Annotated in this window: 16 protein-coding genes; 5 read left to right on the top strand and 11 right to left on the bottom strand. The window is 67.0% G+C overall.

Features of this window, described 5'->3' with window-relative positions; all coding sequences use genetic code 11:
- The first annotated feature begins 92 nt into the window (after positions 1-92).
- On the top strand, positions 93-848 hold the full coding sequence (locus AB0F86_RS20730) for a potassium channel family protein (RefSeq protein WP_181700685.1): 756 nt from the start codon (positions 93-95) through the stop codon (positions 846-848).
- Here AB0F86_RS20730 and eccB read toward each other — a convergent pair.
- Positions 845-2,323 carry a type VII secretion protein EccB gene (gene eccB, locus AB0F86_RS20725; RefSeq protein ID WP_356984965.1) on the bottom strand — a complete coding sequence of 493 codons (1,479 nt, stop codon included), beginning with the start codon at positions 2,321-2,323 and terminating at the stop codon, positions 845-847. The genes AB0F86_RS20730 and eccB overlap by 4 nt on opposite strands.
- A gap of 113 nt (positions 2,324-2,436) precedes the next feature.
- On the opposite strand from eccB, the gene eccE reads away from it, so the two are divergent.
- Complete coding sequence (gene eccE, locus AB0F86_RS20720) at positions 2,437-4,086, top strand: type VII secretion protein EccE (protein WP_181700690.1); 1,650 nt, start codon at positions 2,437-2,439, stop codon at positions 4,084-4,086.
- On the opposite strand, the gene AB0F86_RS20715 is transcribed toward eccE, so the two are convergent.
- On the bottom strand, positions 4,074-4,616 hold the full coding sequence (locus AB0F86_RS20715; RefSeq protein ID WP_356984966.1) for an NAD(P)H-dependent oxidoreductase: 543 nt from the start codon (positions 4,614-4,616) through the stop codon (positions 4,074-4,076). The two genes, eccE and AB0F86_RS20715, sit on opposite strands and share 13 nt — an antisense overlap.
- A 107-nt stretch (positions 4,617-4,723) precedes the next feature.
- On the opposite strand from AB0F86_RS20715, the gene AB0F86_RS20710 reads away from it, so the two are divergent.
- Positions 4,724-5,713: a GAF domain-containing protein gene (locus tag AB0F86_RS20710; RefSeq protein ID WP_356984967.1), complete on the top strand. Its 990-nt coding sequence runs from the start codon at positions 4,724-4,726 to the stop codon at positions 5,711-5,713.
- An 11-nt stretch (positions 5,714-5,724) separates the two neighbouring features.
- Here AB0F86_RS20710 and AB0F86_RS20705 read toward each other — a convergent pair whose 3' ends face one another.
- Complete coding sequence (locus AB0F86_RS20705) at positions 5,725-6,537, bottom strand: S-methyl-5'-thioadenosine phosphorylase (protein WP_181700696.1); 813 nt, start codon at positions 6,535-6,537, stop codon at positions 5,725-5,727.
- A gap of 130 nt (positions 6,538-6,667) precedes the next feature.
- Between AB0F86_RS20705 and AB0F86_RS20700 the strand changes: the two genes are divergently transcribed.
- The gene (locus tag AB0F86_RS20700) at positions 6,668-7,003 is read left to right on the top strand and encodes a metal-sensitive transcriptional regulator (RefSeq protein WP_356984968.1); all 336 of its coding nucleotides are present in this window, start codon (positions 6,668-6,670) and stop codon (positions 7,001-7,003) included.
- A gap of 220 nt (positions 7,004-7,223) precedes the next feature.
- A complete protein-coding gene (locus AB0F86_RS20695; RefSeq protein WP_225281947.1) occupies positions 7,224-8,903 on the top strand; it encodes an acyl-CoA dehydrogenase in 1,680 nt (559 codons plus the stop codon).
- Positions 8,904-8,910: 7 nt separating this feature from the next.
- On the opposite strand, the gene AB0F86_RS20690 is transcribed toward AB0F86_RS20695, so the two are convergent.
- The 8 genes from AB0F86_RS20690 to rpsD all read right to left on the bottom strand — a co-directional run bounded on the left by AB0F86_RS20690 (position 8,911) and on the right by rpsD (position 16,320).
- Positions 8,911-10,161, bottom strand: a complete 1,251-nt coding sequence (locus AB0F86_RS20690) for a cytochrome P450 (protein ID WP_225281946.1) — start codon at positions 10,159-10,161, stop codon at positions 8,911-8,913.
- Between the two features lie 72 nt (positions 10,162-10,233).
- Positions 10,234-11,244 carry a helix-turn-helix domain-containing protein gene (locus AB0F86_RS20685; protein WP_356984969.1) on the bottom strand — a complete coding sequence of 337 codons (1,011 nt, stop codon included), beginning with the start codon at positions 11,242-11,244 and terminating at the stop codon, positions 10,234-10,236.
- 1 nt (position 11,245) lies between these two features.
- Positions 11,246-12,229: an AraC family transcriptional regulator gene (locus tag AB0F86_RS20680; protein ID WP_356984970.1), complete on the bottom strand. Its 984-nt coding sequence runs from the start codon at positions 12,227-12,229 to the stop codon at positions 11,246-11,248.
- Positions 12,230-12,313: 84 nt separating this feature from the next.
- Positions 12,314-12,958, bottom strand: coding sequence for an AraC family transcriptional regulator (locus tag AB0F86_RS20675; protein WP_356984971.1), 645 nt, complete (start codon positions 12,956-12,958; stop codon positions 12,314-12,316).
- A 129-nt stretch (positions 12,959-13,087) separates the two neighbouring features.
- Positions 13,088-13,927 (bottom strand): tRNA pseudouridine(38-40) synthase TruA, encoded by an 840-nt coding sequence (gene truA / locus AB0F86_RS20670; RefSeq protein WP_356984972.1) that lies wholly within the window; start codon positions 13,925-13,927, stop codon positions 13,088-13,090.
- A gap of 85 nt (positions 13,928-14,012) precedes the next feature.
- Positions 14,013-14,519, bottom strand: coding sequence for a 50S ribosomal protein L17 (rplQ, locus tag AB0F86_RS20665; RefSeq protein WP_181700705.1), 507 nt, complete (start codon positions 14,517-14,519; stop codon positions 14,013-14,015).
- Between the two features lie 45 nt (positions 14,520-14,564).
- On the bottom strand, positions 14,565-15,623 hold the full coding sequence (locus AB0F86_RS20660) for a DNA-directed RNA polymerase subunit alpha (protein WP_022567324.1): 1,059 nt from the start codon (positions 15,621-15,623) through the stop codon (positions 14,565-14,567).
- Positions 15,624-15,714: 91 nt separating this feature from the next.
- Positions 15,715-16,320, bottom strand: coding sequence for a 30S ribosomal protein S4 (rpsD, locus tag AB0F86_RS20655; protein ID WP_181700707.1), 606 nt, complete (start codon positions 16,318-16,320; stop codon positions 15,715-15,717).
- Positions 16,321-16,327 lie beyond the last annotated feature (7 nt).

Genomic DNA, 16,327 nt, shown 5'->3' with positions numbered 1-16,327 from the left:
GCCCCTTTTTCGTCGGTCCGGCACTGTCCTCGCCGGTGCGCCGGGCGCGCTACTGTCCTGCTCAGACGTGTAGTCCAGCGAAGCAGGTAGCGATGACAACGACGACCGAGCGCCCGCTCACCCGGCGGCAACGCTGGGAGCAGCGCACCAACCTGCCGTTGATGATGCTCGCGATCGCGTTCCTGCTCATCTACGCCTGGCGGGTGCTCGACACCCAGGCCTCCCCCACCCTCGATATCACGCTCATCTGGGCCGATATCGCGATATGGGCGGCATTCGCGATCGACTTCGCGGTGCGGCTGTACCTGTCGACCGACCGTGGCCGATTCGTCCGCAAACACCCGCTCGACCTGCTCGTCGTCCTGGTCCCACCATTCCGGCCGCTACGACTGCTGCGCGTGGCACTACTGCTGCTCGACAGCCTCAATCGCGCGACCAAACCGCGCACCCGGCTGATGACCTTCGTCGCGACGAGCTCGCTGCTCATCCTGCTACTGTGCAGCCTGGCGTTCTTCGACGCCGAGTACGGCGCACCGGACAGCAAGATCAAGTCCTTCGCCGACGCGCTGTGGTGGTCGGCGGTCTCGGTGACCACTGTCGGCTACGGCGACGTCTACCCGGTGACGCCCGAGGGCCGCCTGGTGTCGCTGGTCCTGATGACGCTCGGCATCGGCCTGATCTCCTTCGCCATCGGCACCATGACCAGCTGGGTGGTCGAGCAGCTCAAAACCGTCGACGAGGCCGCCGACCGCACCGAACGCACCCTCGCCGAACTGGTCGAGGAGGTGCGTTCGCTGCGCGCCGAGGTGGCCGAGCTGACCACCGACCGACAAACCCCTGGCGGCTAATTCACCGACGCGACAGGCTGTTTCGCGGGTGAGGGATCGGGCGACACACCGTCGTGCGCGACCATCGCGTCCTCGCGGCCGAGGCTCGGGCCGCCGGCGAGCAGCCCGATGATCGCCCAGGGCGCCGGTTCGGCGGTGACGTTCTCGAGGCCGAGGGCCTTCACCGCTTCGGCGTTCTTGATGCCGAAGCGGACACCGGTGTCGGCGATGTAGAACAGGCTGTCCTTGCGGCGGCTGTCGGGCTCGATGCCGGTGGACTGCACGTAGGCGCCGATGCCCGGCGGGATGTAGACGGAGTCGGCGTTCGGGCCGACACCGTCGGCCTGAGCCAGGTCGACGAGCTTGGCCTTGTTCGGGATCGGCATGTCGATTCCCGTGATCAGGGAAAGTTCAGCGCGAGCGGTGCTGTCGTCGTTGTCGGTGGCACCGGCGATCGGCTTCCATGAGATGCAGCTGACCGGCTGGTCCTTGGCGGTGATCAGGGTCGGCCGCTCGGCGGGGTAGTCCTGAACCCGCAGGGTCTGCACGTGCGGGGCGAAGGTCTTGTCCGTCGCCTGAATCGTGGTGCCCGGCATGTCCGTCGGGTAGAAGTTGCGGATGATCTGGGCGGTCAACGCCGAGACCGCCTGCAGTCCATCGTGGAGCACGACATAGTTCTGGTTGGGCTCGTTGAAGACCTGGACGACGTCACCGATGCGGTGGCCGCCGACTTTGTAGGGCGGGGTGCCACCGGGGTTGTCGATGACCGGGGTGATGATCGGCAGCATCTCGGGAATCGCGTTGAGCAGTCCCTCGCTGATCGGGCGCGGCGTTTCGCCGCTGATGCCGAGTGCCTGGGTGACCGGCGGGTCGTCCATCTTCACGCGGGCCCGCTTGCCGTCGTAGATCAGGTAGGTGGCGTCCTTGCCCTTGACGAGCATCGCCTTACCGGTGTCGACCTTGGACGCCTTGTCGCCGAGTTCGGGTGTGCCGGCGAGGACGGAGGTGGTGAGGTCGGTGCTGCCGTCGGCCTTGAGCCGGTCGCACACCGACCAGGGCCTGCCCTTGCCGTCCTTGTCGTACTGGATCGACGAGGGGGCGCCGGGGATACCGACGAGCTGACCGCGCGGCTTCTTGCCGAGTTCGGACTCCTTGACGATCACCGCTTTGGCCGCCTCACCCGCGGCCAGGCGGGCGGAGGCCAGATTGAGCGCGGGGTGGACGACATTGTCGATCACCACGTAGACGCCGCCGGATTCCTTACCGATCAGGATCTTGTTGTCGCCGATCTTGTCCTGCGGTTTGAGCAGGGCGAGCACGCCGCAACCGGCAAGGACGACGATGCCGAGAACCAATCCGACCACGTAGGCACGGGTTTGGGCGCGCATCGGATCGTGCAGCATGCGCACGTCGCGCCGTACAAGGGCGTGCTCCATCCGCCGCACCAGGAAGCGGTAACCGCTGACCTGCCAGCGCGTAGTGGGTTTTGAAGGCATGGTTCCTCCCCCGAACAGTGCTCTTGTCCGGGCAACACAGTACAGTTCCCGGCAGCACTTGTTCGCATTCGGCCATCGGTCGATCGGTAATCGGGTACTTGGGGGAGGAACGAATGGCCGACTTCACCGGTGCGGGTCCGCGTCCGCTGTTCGGTCGGATTTCGCTGCCGCATCTGCTCATCGCGCAGGTCCTCGGTCTGATCGCGGGGCTTGTCGCGCTGGTGGTCGGCCTCGGCGCGTTGCCGTCGCTCGGGGTGGCGGTTGCGGTGATGCTCGTTCCGCTGATCCCGATCGGCAAGCGCACGATCCTCGACTGGCTCTCCACCATCCGCGGTTATGCGAGCAAGCGGGATTACACCCTCGGCGACACCGTGGATTTCCGTGGCGCCGACGGCCGTTCGCTCGGACTGTACTGGGACGGCAGCCGGGTGGTCACCGTGGTCGAGGTCCTGCCGCCCAAGGGCGGACTCACCCGGATCGCGCGCACCGCCGTGCACGCCTCCCACCTGCTGCCGCTGCCCGAACTCGCCGCCTGCCTCACCCAGCACGACATCCTGCTCAGCGGCATCGACATCATCAGTCACGGCCACCGCAGCCGCTCCGGCACACCCGCGGGCGCCATCTACGAGTCGCTGCTCGGCCCGCTGCCCGCCACTGCGCATCGCACGGTGTGGCTGGCGATCAGCTTCGACGCGGTGCAGTGTCCCGAGGCCGCGGCACGACGCGGCGGCGGTACCGAAGGCGCGTCCCGTGCGGTCACCATCGCCACCCAGCGCATCATGCGCACGCTGGAAGACGCCGACTGCAACGCCCGCATCCTCACCGCTCCCGAAATCCGGAAAGCCGTGCAGCAGATCACCGTCGGGCTCGATCCGCGCACCCTCACCCAGCGCTGGAAGTACGCCGAGATCGGCAACGCGGTCAATATCGGCAGCGCGGTCGACCCCGCGCAGCTCGGTTCGGACCTGCTCGCCCAGCTGTGGGTGGCCCCGTCGCGCGGCACGACCGTCGCCGTGCGGCTGCGCCCGGGTAGCGATGCCGAATCGGTGAGCGTGGGCGCGGCCTGGCGCCTGACCGCGCGTGAGCTGCCCGAGAAGGCAAAGACCAAGGGCATGATCTCGATGAACGGGCGCCACCGCGACGCGCTGCTCGCGCACCTGCCGATCGCGGTGCCCGGCGTCGACGACACGGTGCCGACCACCGAGTACCCGATCGATGTCATCGGCGCGCTGCACCTGCCCTCGGCCGGTTGCGGGCAGCTCCTCGGTTCCGACGAGGAGGGCAACGGTGTGGCGACGCGCATCATCGGCGCCGGTATCTCCACCGTCTACGTCGCCGGTGAGCTGTACCTGGCCCAGCAGCTGGTGTTCCGTGCGCTCGCCGTGGGTGAGCGGGTGCTGATCCGCACCGATCGGGCCCAGGCGTGGGAGCAGTTGGTGACCACCGTCGGCAACCCCGAGCGGTTGACAATCGCGGTCGAAACACACCAGTCCGACGCAGGATTCACCGCGACCATCGTCGACGGTGTGCTCGCGCCCGCCCCGCACGCCGGTGTCACTACGATCTACCTCACCGCCGACCCCAACGGCTGGCCCGCTTCCCGCCCCGACCTCGAGATCTACCAGCCGGGTGCGGTCGGTAACCGGGTGGTGCTGCGTACGGGCACGACAAGGGTGAACCTCACGCTGGTCTCCATTCCGCGCGAGTCGACCTACATCGGTCAGCCGCGCGGTCAGCGGGCGATGGCGTCTCAGCCGGGATAGGTCGGCCGCGCTTCCCGCAGAACCGTTCCCCACCAGGCCAATTGGCGAAGCATGCGCTCGCGGGCATCGACCGCCGCGCCGTCGGTCGGGTCGAAGTGACGTTTGGCCTGGGCGAAGCTCACCGATTCGCGCACCGAGACCATGTGCAGTTCTGCGACGACCTGCCGCAACTGCTCGACCGCACGCAATCCACCCGACAGCCCGCCGTAGGACACGAACCCGATCGGCTTGGCCCGCCATTCGTGTTTGGCGCTGTCGAGCGCGGCCTTGAGCGAGGCCGGATAGCCGTGGTTGTACTCGGAGGTGACGACCACGAAGGCGTCGGCGGCGCCGAGCCGCTCCCGGAATGCCGCGACCTGCGGGGTTTCGGTGAGCTCGGTCGGCATCGGGTGATCGATCAGATCCAGCACCCCCACCTCGAATTCGGGCCGGTCGGCCAGCGCCCCGAGGAACCAGTCGGCAACCACGGGCGCGAACCGGCCCGGCCGGGTGCTGGCGACGATGACCTCCAACCGCAGTGGTTCATCCATACCCTGAGCCTATCGATGCTGCCCCGGCGCCGATGCGGGCGGGCGGATCAGGCACGATGGTCACCGTTCGTTCATGTTCCGGCGACGTGTGACGAAGGGGGACGCTCATGATTCTCGACCGCTGGCAGTTGGTGGAAACCCTGGGGGAAGCGCATACCTGGTCGATGCTCACTTCGGGCACGACGCCGCGCGAGTGGACGTCCTACGAGCGGGCGATCTCGGCGCAGTTGCGGCCCTTGGTTGTGGCCGCCTACGACACGGGCGAACCGGTCGCCAAGGTGCTGCCGAAATCGCGGAAACCGTGGTCGGAGCACCGGTTTCGCGCGGTCCCCGTGGTGTGGCCGGGCTCGGCGCCGCATGCGGTGAAAGTGTGGGTGGGCAGACAGGCGCCCACCGAGGAACTGGGTGTCTCGCCGTTCCGGATCGATGCGCGCACCCGGCGGGTGAGCAGCAGACCCGGCGGCCTCGGCGCCCATTTCGGTGCCGATCCCAGGGAATACCGTGGCGCCGAGCCGTACCAGCTGGTGGAGCGCTTCGACGCCGCGCTCGATCTCGTTGCCGCGCTGAATCGTTCGGAGCCGGGCAGTCGCTGGTCGGGAATCGCCACGATACGTTCCGGGATCGGGCCTCGGTCGATGCTGATCGCCGCCCGCAACGAGACCGAAGACCGGTTCCAGTGGCGTGGTGTATCGATCGATGTCACCGACAGTATTGCGCCACAACCGAAGTCACTCGAGGCGACCACCCTCGAATTGCTGCGCGACACCCAGCCCGGGCTGTATCTGGCCGTCATCGACACCGTGCAGGCGCGTCCGGTGCGGTGGGTGACCGAGCCGCTGCCCGGAGTGCGCTGGCACCTGGTCGACGACCGCGACATCCCCCACCCCGAGGACCGGGTCAGGATCCTCGAGGTGCGCGAGCAGATCCTGGCGGGGGCGAGGAACGCGACACTGCCGGGCTTGCGGCTGGCCACCGAGTCGGGTGAGTGGCTGGTGGCCGACGTCGAGGTGTCACCCCTGCCCGGCGCGCCGGGTGACGGCACGCCGTTGTTCGTCCTGGCTCAGGTGCGACTCGCCCCCGGGCAGTTCGAAGGCTGAGCCGGTTCTTCTCAGGGCAGTTCGAAGGGCAGTGACACCCCGGCGTGCACCTGGCAGCGCTCGCAGGTGTCGGTGCCGTCGACGGCCGCCACGGCGCTGCGCATGAGCTCCTTGAACGGGCCGAGGTTCTTCTTGAACTCCGCGAACACGTCGACCGCATGCACGCCCTGCCCCTCCTCCAGGCCCGCGTCCAGATCGGTGACCAGAGCGACTGCGGCGTAGCACATTTCGAGTTCCCGAGCCAGGACGGCCTCGGGGTGGCCGGTCATATTCACCAGGTCCCAGCCCTGCCCGGCGAACCAGCGGCTCTCGGCCCTTGTCGAGAAGCGCGGACCCTGCACCACGACCATCGTGCCCGAGGGTTCGACGCGCAACTGGCCTGCACCGGCCGCCTTCACCGCCGCGCCGCGCAGGTCGTCGCAGTAGGGGTCGGCGAAGGAGACGTGGATACCGCCGCCGTCGAAGTAGGTCTGCGGACGGCCCGAGGTGCGGTCGACGAGCTGATCCGGTACCGCGACGGTCCCCGGCCCCCAGTCGGCGCGCAGGCTGCCGACCGCGCACGGTGCGAACACCCGGCGCACGCCGAGCGAGCGCAGCGCCCACATGTTGGCCTGGTAGGGCAGGGTGTGCGGGGCGTATTCGTGCTGCTTGCCGTGGCGCGGGAGGAAGGCGACGTGGCGGCCTTCCACCTCGCCGATCGCGACCGGGGCGCTCGGCGTGCCGTACGGTGTGTCGACGTCGACGTGCACCGCGTCGTTGTCGAAGAAGTCATAGAAACCGCTGCCGCCGATGACGGCGAGGGCGGGCCGGGGATGCGAACTCATACCGCTGATTCTCCCGTCCGGCCTGGTAGCGAGGAGCACCGGGACCATATCTGACAAGTCCGGCGCAAAACTGTACCCTAGGGGGGTATCAGCTCGCACCCCGGCGGGCACGACGCAAGAGGAGACCACGGTGACCACACCCACCCCCGACACCGCGCCCGCCGACGAGCACGCCGGCCACCAGGGCCACGGCTACATCACCGCCAAGGACGACTACCTCAAGCGCCTGCGCCGCATCGAGGGCCAGGCCCGCGGCCTGCAGCGCATGGTCGAGGAGGAGAAGTACTGCATCGACATCCTCACCCAGGTCTCGGCCATGACCAAGGCCCTGCAGGCGGTCGCGATGGGGCTGCTCGAAGACCACATCAGCCACTGCGTCGTCGACGCCGCCGTCGCGGGCGGACCCGAGGCCGAGGCGAAGATCAAGGAAGCCACCGACGCCATCGCGCGACTCGTCCGATCCTGAAAGACCGCGTCTGCCTGCACCGACCGCTGTGAAGTGACGATTCACAGAATTGGCGTAATCCGCTGTGCAACAATGCATTTTCGGTATTCAGGGGCGCCGTGAACCTGTTCGTCGTGGCGCCCACGCGAGAGCAGGATCGATGATGACGGCGCAAAGCAACACGGCAGACACCCCTCTTTCGGAACTTCTCCGCCACGGTGAGCGAGATTTTCAGGAACGGTTGCAGCAACTGCTGATCGACCCGGACTACGCCATCACCGTGCACCAGGGTCAAGCGCAGCGGCGCGAGAACGCTTACGCCCAGCTGCGCGACTTGGTCAAGGAACTCGGCAAGGCAAGCGATGTCGCGACCAACCTCCCCCAGCTGTTCGCCTTGTTCGACTGGTCCGCGGTGCTGGCGACCGACCTCATCCCGTTGATCTCGGGCCACTTCAACCTGGCCTCGGGCTCGCTGTCCACGCTCACCGACTCCGACTCGGCGGCGCCGTACCTGCACGACCTCGACGACGCCACCGCGATCGGCGTCATGCTGCTCACCGAGTACGGTTGCGGCTCCAACATCGGCTTCATGCAGACCACCGCGACCTGGGAAGACGGCGGGTTCGTCATCAACACCCCGAACCCGAGGGCCCGCAAGTTCATGCCGAGCGTCGGTATCCCGGTCTCGCGCGTGTGCGTCGTCGGTGCCCGCTTCATCGACTCAGCGGGTGTCGATCAGGGCGTGCACCTGTTCACCGCGCGTCTGCGGGTGGCCGACGGCACGGCCGCACCCGGTGTCACGATCACCCAGCTCGACCGGCAGCCGCTGGTCATCATGGACAACTCGGTCATCAGCTTCGACAATCTCCGCGTCGACCGCAGCGCCTGGCTGGGTGGAAACCTGGCGACCATCGACGACAACGGTGTCCTGACCTGGAACGACGAGGACAGCCAGCGCCGCTCGTTCGCCTCCGCGATCAGCCAGCTGACGGTCGGGCGCCTGGCCCTCGCGTCCTGCCTGAACGCCACCGCGCGAGCCTCGCTCTACATCGCGCTGCGCTACGCCGCCAAGCGCGGGGTGCCGTTGACGCCGACCGCCACGACGGTGATGGCCGACATCCCGCACGTGCGCAACACCCTGCTCACCGATCTGGCCGGCACGGTCGCGCGCACCATCTTCGGCAACGCGGTCAAGACCTCACTCGCCAACAGCGACCTCACCGATCGCGACACCGTCGTCTCGGTGATGCTGGCCAAGCACTTCATCCAGCTGCACGCCCTGGACACGGTGACCCACTGTCGCATCAAGATGGGTGCGCAGGGCATGTTCAGCGCCAACCGGGTCGCCGACTACATCGGCGTCTGCCACGCGGCCATCACCGGCGAAGGCGACTGCCATGTGCTCGGCTCGGTCGCCGGTCGCGTCCTGGCCAGGCACCTCGCGGGCAAGGTACCGCCGCAGACCGGTCTGCACGATCCCGCCGTCACCACCGACCGCCTCGGCCTGTTCACCGCGCGCACCCTCACGATCGTGCAGGAAGCTCAGCGGCATCTGGAATCGGGAGAACTCGCGGATCGGCTCGCCGTCATTCCGGAAGCGCTCGAACTCGCCGAGGCCTACAGCGCGGAGGAAGCGTTGCAGCTGCTCCACCGGTACGAGCACCTGCCCGAAATCGCCGCCGTGCGTGACGTTTTCGCGCTGCACTACCTTGATCAGAATGCCGCGTGGTACCTCACCCGCGGTTACCTGGACGTTGCCGCTGTCGAAGGCGTCAAGCAGCAGCTCCGGGAAGCCATCGACACTCTCGCCGACAACGTTCCGGCCCTGCTCGATTCCTTCGGCTTCGACGACGAGATCCTCGGCGCGCCGGTGCTGTTCGATGATCTACCCGGCGCGTGGGAGAGCCGCATCAACGGCTGATATGCGGTTACAGCGACAGCGGCGCCGTTCGTGGGAACACGACCGGCAACGCTGACAACGCTCGGTGGAAGGGCCCGGGACGCCACACGAGGTCGTCCTGGGCCACTCCGAGCTTCAGCTCCGGCAGGACATCGAAGAGCTGGTCGATGACGTCCTGCGCCAGGAGTACGCCATACGGGCGCGCATGCGCGGGGCAGGCGTGTTCGCCCGCACTGAACGCCAGATTCCAGCCGTTGCCGAGGAAATCGCCGGTGTTGATCGTCGGATCGGTATTGCAGGCGGCCATGCTGATGATGACCGGCTGCTGAGCGGGCAGCAGTACACCGTCGATCGGCACGGACTGGCGCGGGTAGGTGATGCAGTAGTTCGCCATCGGCGGGTCGGTGGCGAGGCGCTCGTCGATCGCCATCTTGGTCGACAACGGCATCGAGTTGCCTTCGCCGGTGAAGCGGGGATCGGTCAGCATCAGCAGCAGAGTGTTGGCGATGAGGTTCATCGGCGGCTCGACGCCTGCGGCGAACAGCAGCACCAGCTGATGCACCATCTCGTCGTCGGTCAGCCGCGCCGGATGCTGGACGAGGCGGGTGGTGATGTCGTCGCCCGGCTGCGACCGCTTCAGTGCGGTGAGGTCGAGCAGGGCGTTGGTCATGATGGTGTTCACCTTGTCGGTGTCCACGCCGTCGAACATCGCGGCATTGGCCCTGGCCACCTCCGCGCCGATCTCGGGCGGGCAGCCGAGGAATTCGCACAGCACCGAGAACACCATCGGGAAGATGTACTGGTGCAGCACATCCGCGTGCCCGTCCGTGCAGAACGAGTTGATGATCGGGATGGCCGATCGCTCAACGCTGGTGCGCATGACATTGAGGTCCATCCCGGCGAGCGCGTCATTCACGGCGTCGCGGTAGCGGGTGTGCCCTTTGCCGGTGGTACGCAGCGCGTTCGGCCGGTACTCGATCATCGGCATGATCGGGATATCGCGTGGCACGGTCGCCTGCCACGCCCGCGGATCGGCGGAGAAGTTCGCGGGGTCGTTGAGAATCCGCACCGCGGTACTGAATTTGATGACCAGCGTGGCGGGCACGCCCGGCCACAGCTCGACGGGCACCAGCGATTCGTACTGGTCACGCATCCGGCGGTAGGCACCGTGCGGATCGGCCGCGAACGCCTCGTCGTAGAGCGGAATCCGGTGCTCGGGCACCGCCGCGGACAACGGCGAGTTGCGGATGGCACCCTGATTCGTGTCCTGCGGATTCACAATAACTCCCTGAAATCGACTGCGGCGCAATGGTAGTCCAGACGGACCGCTCGACTCGTAACCGGCCAGAGCCTACCAGCGCGTATGCCCCCGCGCCCGCCAGTTCCCGAGTTGCCGATGCGATCGCCGGAAATGCCCCGGCGACATCCCGACAACCTCCTGAAACGCGCGATAGAACTGCCGTTCCGAAGCGAACCCCACCTCGAATGCCACCCCGGCGATCGGCCGGGCGCTGTTGCTCACCAACAACTTCTGTGCCTGTCGTACCCGCAGCTGTCGCAACGCTGTGCCGAAACTCTCCCCGTCGCCGTCGAATACCCGGAACAACGTCCGCCGCGACATATGACAAGCCCCCGCGACCTCGTCCACACTCAATGTGGGTTCCGCGAAGTTCTTTCGCAGGTAGGCCATGACCTGTTCGCGGCGCAAGGCGTCGCCGGACTCCGCTGCCCCGGTGGACCCCGCAGCGAGCAGCACCGCGGAACTCAGCAGTTCGAGCGCACTGCGCCCCAGAATTTCGACCTGTCCAGGAGCACGTTCACGCACCCGGGCGAGGTTTCCGAAGTAGTTCGCGACTACGCCGACGGCAGTGTCACTGCCGAAGGGAGTGACCGTCGGGACGGTCCGCAGACCCGATCGGCTGCGCAGCAAGTCGGTCCGCACGCGCACCAGTACCTGCTCGAACAGCGTGGCGCGTGGTGAACTGTCGATCCACAGCGACGGAGCGACGCTGTCGATGAAGGTCATCTGGCCTGGCCGCAGGGTCACCGAACGATCACCCTGGGTCAGAGAAGTTCGACCGGAAAGCTGGACGACGGCCACCGAATACTCGTCGGTGTCAAGGGCAGCGTGCGTCCTCGTCCGCCGGAACTGCTGATTGCTCCCCACGAAGCTCGACAGCCAGAAGTCGTTGGCACCCGGTAGCGGGCTGGTGCTCAGCCGACCGAAGGCGGGTGCATCACGTAGCGGCTCGAGATTCAGCGGAAACGACGTGCGGGCCCATCGCGCCCGCCACTCCTCGAATTCGGGGCTGCGTGGTTTCGGTGCCGCGAACTGGAAGGCGACCGGCTCGTAGGCCCTCATGTCAGGAGTTGCAGAAGTGGCGGTATTCACCTGGTGTTGTTCCGGTTTCGTGGTGGAAGACGCGGTAGAAGTGGCGTTCGGAGGAGAAGCCCGAGGCGAATGCTACTGCGGCGGTGGGGAGGTGGTGGTTGTTCGTGAGCAGGCGGGTGGCGTGACGTAGGCGGAGTGTGCGCAGCGTGGTGTTCAGGCTTTCGCCTGGTCCGGCGAAGAGGCGGAAGAGGGTGCGGCGGGAGATGTGGCAGGCGGCGGCGATGTCGTCGGCGGTGAGGTCGGGGTCGGTGTAGTTGTCGCGCAGGAAGGTCATGACGTGTTCGCGGCGCAATGTGTCGGCGGGGGTGTCGACCGGGCGCTCACCCGCTGTGAGCAGTACAGCGGACGCGATCAAGCCGAGTGCGTTGTCCCCGAGTACGGCGGCGTGTGCCGGGTCCTTGCGCTGGATGGCGGCCAGGTCGCGGAAGAAGCGCGCCACCACGCCTGCCGCGCCGGCGCCGGGCACGGTGACCGCGGTGGGCATCGCCAGTTGCCGGAGGCCGGGTTGGGCGCGCAGCAGGTCCATCGGCACCTGCACGACGACCTGCTCGAACCCCGACCCGCCGGTCCAGTGATCCGAGCCGTTGGTCCAGTGGTAGGGCGCTGAGGTGTCGAAGAAGACCATGTCGCCCGCGGTGATCTGCGCGGAACGGCCACCTTGGTTCATCACCAGGTCGCCTTTGATATGGATGCTCACCAGCAGATATGCCTCGGAACGGGCGACGTGGGTCCGGGAATGCCGGAACGTCTGGTAGCTGCCCGCCATGGTCGCCAAGGTGAAGTCGTGGTGGCCGGACAGCGAGCTTGCCGTCACCCGCCCGTAGAAGGGCAGTTCGGGATGGGCATCGCAGGCGACGGGCGCATAGTTCTGTGACAGCAACGCTTCCCATTCCTCGCGCGCACCACCGCGCGGCGTCGCCGAGGAGTACTCGAACGTGATCGGTTCGATGGACATCCGTCAGCCTCCGAGTGTCTGGTAACGACGATGAATTCCCTGTCGGCAAGGCCCTGGACACCGGAAATCCGGCGCCGTCTCTGTTCAATGGCGAGCCGGGCCACAGGCGAGGCGGTATTCGCCCGGTGTCATACCGGTTTCCCGGGCGAATACCCGATAGAAGTGGCGTTCGGAGGCGAAACCGGATTCGAAGGCGATCGCGGCGCAGGAGCGGGCGGGGTGGGTGGCGACAACGCCTGCCGGGCTGTCCGGTTCGATCGCGACGGCGGCGGGGATGGGCACTGCGCTCAGTCCCGGCCGCTCCCGCAGCGTCCCTACCGGAATCTGGACCAGCACCTGCTCGAAGGCCACGGCTTCGTCCCACAGCGAGGGCAGCGAGCCGTCGAGGATCGTCATCTGCCCGGGTTCGAGCAACACGGAACGGCCGCTTTGGGTGAGGCGGGCTTCACCGGCCACCTGGATGCTGACCAGCACGTACTCCTCGGCAGCCCGAGCCACATGCGTCTTCGTCCGGAGGTACTGATGGTTATGGCCGGCCAGCACGGTGAGGGAGAAGTCGGCCGCGCCGGGCAGCGCACCGCTGGTCACCTTGCCGTAAACGGGTGCGTCGCGGATGGGGCCGAAGGCGAGCGGGAAGTACGTTTGCTCCATCAGCGCGGCCCACCGGTCGACTTCCTCGCCGCGCGATTCCGGCGTCGAGAATTCGATTGTCGTCGGTCCGTTCACCATGGGTTGCCTCCGGCACACGCATATCCGCCTCTACGGCTCCACCCGAGAATAGCCCGGCTCAGTCACCGGATCTGTGGATCACGTAGCGAATGACCTGCGAAAACCTCGCTGTGCAAACCTCTTTGGCAGTCAGTCGCCGCAGCAGCCCTCGGCGGCGGGGACGGTCCGGGTCTCGCGGGTCTGGGCGTTGCGTGCGGCCAGGTCGGCGTCGGCGGGATAGTCGACGGCGATCAGGCTCAGGCCGTGCGCGGGAGCGACGGTCACGGAGCTGGAGCGTTCCGTTTCCGACAGCAGCGACCCGACCCACTCCGGTGTCCGTCGTCCCTCACCGACAGCGAGCACCGCGCCGACCAAGCTGCGAACCATCGACCAGCAGAACGCATCAGCGCTCACGTACGCGGTGAGCAGGTCGCCCTCACGCTCCCAGTCGAAACGCTGCAGTTCGCGCACGGTGGTCGCGCCCTCGCGGCGACGGCAGAAGGCGGCGAAGTCGTGCAGTCCCAATAACTTTCCGGAGGCGGCGCGCATGGCTTCCAGATCCACACCCGGCTTGCACGCGACCACGCTGCGCGCGCGCAACGGCTCGGCACCGTAGGGGGCGGTGGTGAGGCGGTAGGCGTAGTGGCGACGCATAGCGGAGAACCGCGCGTCGAATTCCGGTGGTGCTGTCCGGATATCGGTGATGCGGACGTCCTTGGGCAGGAAACGGGCCATCCGGTACATCAGCTTGCCGGCATCGAATTCGCCGGAGGTGTCGAAATGCGCCACCTGCCCCTCGGCGTGCACACCCGCGTCGGTCCGCCCGGCGACGGTGAGCACGATCGGCTCACGAAACACCTTCGACAGCGATTCCTCCAGCACGCCCTGCACGGTGCGCAACCCGGGCTGACGCGCCCAGCCGATGAAATCGGTGCCGTCGTAACTGATTCCGAGCCGCACGCGCGACCGATCCTGCCCGATCTCGTCCATCGAACCTCCCTGCCTCACCAACACTGGCAAAAGAACGAGCCCGCCACCCACGAAGGGGTGACGGGCTCGGTCGAACTCCTGAGAATCAGGCGTCCTTCTTGTCCTCAGCGGCCTCGTCGGCGGCCGGAGCCTCGACGACCTCGTCGGCCTTGGCTTCGGCAGCCTCGGCGGCGGGCGCCTCGGTCTTCTGCGAAGCGGCGACGCGACGGGCGCGGTCGGCCTCGTTGGTGACGGTCTTCTCGCGGACCAGCTCGATGATGGCCATCGGCGCGTTGTCACCCTTGCGCGGCAGCGCCTTGGTGATGCGGGTGTAGCCACCCTCGCGACCCTCGAACGAGGGGCCGATCTCCGCGAACAGCGCGTGCACGATGTCCTTGTTGCGGATGACCTTCATGACCTCGCGACGGTCGGCAAGGGTGCCGGCCTTCGCGCGGGTGATGAGCTTCTCGGCGTAGGGGCGGACCGCCTTGGCCTTCGACTCGGTGGTCGTGATCCGACCGTGCTCGAAAAGCGCCGTGGCCAGGTTGGCGAAGATCGCCTTCTGGTGCGACGCCGACCCGCCGAAGCGGGCACCCTTCTTGGGCTTGGGCATTGGATTCTCCTTGTGAAAGGCGCAGCCGGGGTGCCCCCCGATGGCCTAGAGCTGTTCGGTCTCGGCGTAGTCCTGCTCGCCGCCGTCGGTGTCACTGAAGGTGCCGGAATCGCTCCAGGTGCCGGTGCTCGCGTCGTAACCCACCACGGAGGACGGGTCGAACGAAGCGGGCGAGTCCTTCAGCGAGAGGCCGAGCGCGTGCAGCTTGACCTTCACCTCGTCGATGGACTTCTGGCCGAAGTTGCGGATATCGAGCAGGTCCGACTCGGTACGGGCGACGAGCTCGCCCACCGTGTGCACACCCTCGCGCTTGAGGCAGTTGTAGGACCGGACGGTGAGGTCCAGGTCCTCGATCGGCAGACCGAACGAGGCGATGTGGTCCGCCTCGGCCGGGCTGGGGCCGATCTCGATGCCCTCGGCTTCGACGTTGAGCTCACGGGCCAGGCCGAAGAGCTCGACCAGGGTCTTACCGGCCGAAGCCAGCGCGTCCCGGGCCGTGATGGAGTTCTTGGTCTCCACGTCGAGGATGAGACGGTCGAAGTCGGTGCGCTGCTCGACACGGGTGGCCTCGACCTTGTAGGTCACCTTGAGCACCGGGGAGTAGATCGAATCCACGGGGATCCGGCCGATTTCCGCGCCGGTCGCCTTGTTCTGCACGGCGGGCACGTAACCGCGGCCCCGCTCGACGACGAGCTCGATCTCGAGCTTGCCCTTGTCGTTCAGGGTGGCGATGTGCATGTCCGGGTTGTGCACGACGACGCCGGCCGGCGGGACGATGTCACCGGCGGTGACGGTGCCCGGGCCCTGCTTACGCACGTACATGGTGACCGGCTCGTCCTCTTCGGAGGACACGACCAGACCCTTGAGGTTCAGGATGATGTCGGTGACGTCTTCCTTCACACCGGGGACGGTGGTGAACTCGTGCAGGACACCGTCGATGCGGATGCTCGTGACCGCGGCCCCCGGGATGGAGGACAGCAGGGTACGACGCAGCGAGTTGCCGAGGGTGTAACCGAAGCCCGGCTCGAGGGGTTCGATGGTGAACTTCGAGCGGTTCTCCGCCACAACCTCTTCGGTCAGTGTCGGACGCTGGGAAATCAGCATGAGGATCTACTTCCTGTTCAGGGCGTCCGCTATTTGACGCCTAATCAGTGATTGCGGGGGCCGTCGTAGGAACGGCCCCCACCAAAAGCGCTTACTTCGAGTAGTACTCGACGATGAGCTGTTCCTGCAGCGGCACATCGATCTGGGCACGCTCGGGGAGCTGGTGCACCAGGATGCGCAGGCGGCCGGGGACGACCTGCAGCCAGCCCGGGACCTGACGGTCGCCGACGGTCTCACGCGCCACCTGGAACGGCAGGGTCGGCAGCGACTTCTCCTTGACATCGATGATGTCGTACTGGGAGACCTGGTAGCTGGGCACGTCGACCTTGACGCCGTTGACCAGGAAGTGGCCGTGGCTGACGAGCTGACGGGCCTGACGACGGGTACGAGCCAGACCGGCGCGGTACACGACGTTGTCCAGACGCGACTCGAGCAGACGCAGCAGGTTGTCGCCGGTCTTGCCCTTGAGGCGGTTGGCCTCTTCGTAGTAGCGACGGAACTGCTTTTCCATGACGCCGTAGGAGAAGCGAGCCTTCTGCTTCTCCTGCAGCTGCATCAGGTACTCGGATTCCTTGATCCGCGCGCGGCCGTGCTGGCCGGGCGGGTAAGGACGACGCTCGAACGCCTGGTCGCCTCCGACGAGGTCGACGCGCAGACGACGCGACTTGCGGGTGATGGGGCCTGTATAACGAGCCATTTTTTAG

Origin of the sequence: Nocardia sp. NPDC023733, assembly GCF_040639775.1 — a bacterium.
GTDB lineage: Bacteria > Actinomycetota > Actinomycetes > Mycobacteriales > Mycobacteriaceae > Nocardia > Nocardia rosealba.
The sequence above is the reverse complement of the archived record's forward strand: the minus strand, read 5'-3'. Positions and strand labels throughout refer to the sequence as shown.

Coding starts and splice junctions, on each gene's coding strand:
- rplQ (WP_181700705.1), bottom strand. CDS start 14,519: ATGCCCAAGCCCAAGAAGGGTGCCCGCTTCGGCGGGTCGGCGTCGCAC.
- AB0F86_RS20680 (WP_356984970.1), bottom strand. CDS start 12,229: ATGTCCATCGAACCGATCACGTTCGAGTACTCCTCGGCGACGCCGCGC.
- eccE (WP_181700690.1), top strand. CDS start 2,437: ATGGCCGACTTCACCGGTGCGGGTCCGCGTCCGCTGTTCGGTCGGATT.
- AB0F86_RS20660 (WP_022567324.1), bottom strand. CDS start 15,623: ATGCTGATTTCCCAGCGTCCGACACTGACCGAAGAGGTTGTGGCGGAG.
- AB0F86_RS20715 (WP_356984966.1), bottom strand. CDS start 4,616: ATGGATGAACCACTGCGGTTGGAGGTCATCGTCGCCAGCACCCGGCCG.
- AB0F86_RS20705 (WP_181700696.1), bottom strand. CDS start 6,537: ATGAGTTCGCATCCCCGGCCCGCCCTCGCCGTCATCGGCGGCAGCGGT.
- AB0F86_RS20730 (WP_181700685.1), top strand. CDS start 93: ATGACAACGACGACCGAGCGCCCGCTCACCCGGCGGCAACGCTGGGAG.
- rpsD (WP_181700707.1), bottom strand. CDS start 16,320: ATGGCTCGTTATACAGGCCCCATCACCCGCAAGTCGCGTCGTCTGCGC.
- truA (WP_356984972.1), bottom strand. CDS start 13,927: ATGGACGAGATCGGGCAGGATCGGTCGCGCGTGCGGCTCGGAATCAGT.
- eccB (WP_356984965.1), bottom strand. CDS start 2,323: ATGCCTTCAAAACCCACTACGCGCTGGCAGGTCAGCGGTTACCGCTTC.
- AB0F86_RS20710 (WP_356984967.1), top strand. CDS start 4,724: ATGATTCTCGACCGCTGGCAGTTGGTGGAAACCCTGGGGGAAGCGCAT.
- AB0F86_RS20675 (WP_356984971.1), bottom strand. CDS start 12,958: ATGGTGAACGGACCGACGACAATCGAATTCTCGACGCCGGAATCGCGC.
- AB0F86_RS20685 (WP_356984969.1), bottom strand. CDS start 11,244: ATGAGGGCCTACGAGCCGGTCGCCTTCCAGTTCGCGGCACCGAAACCA.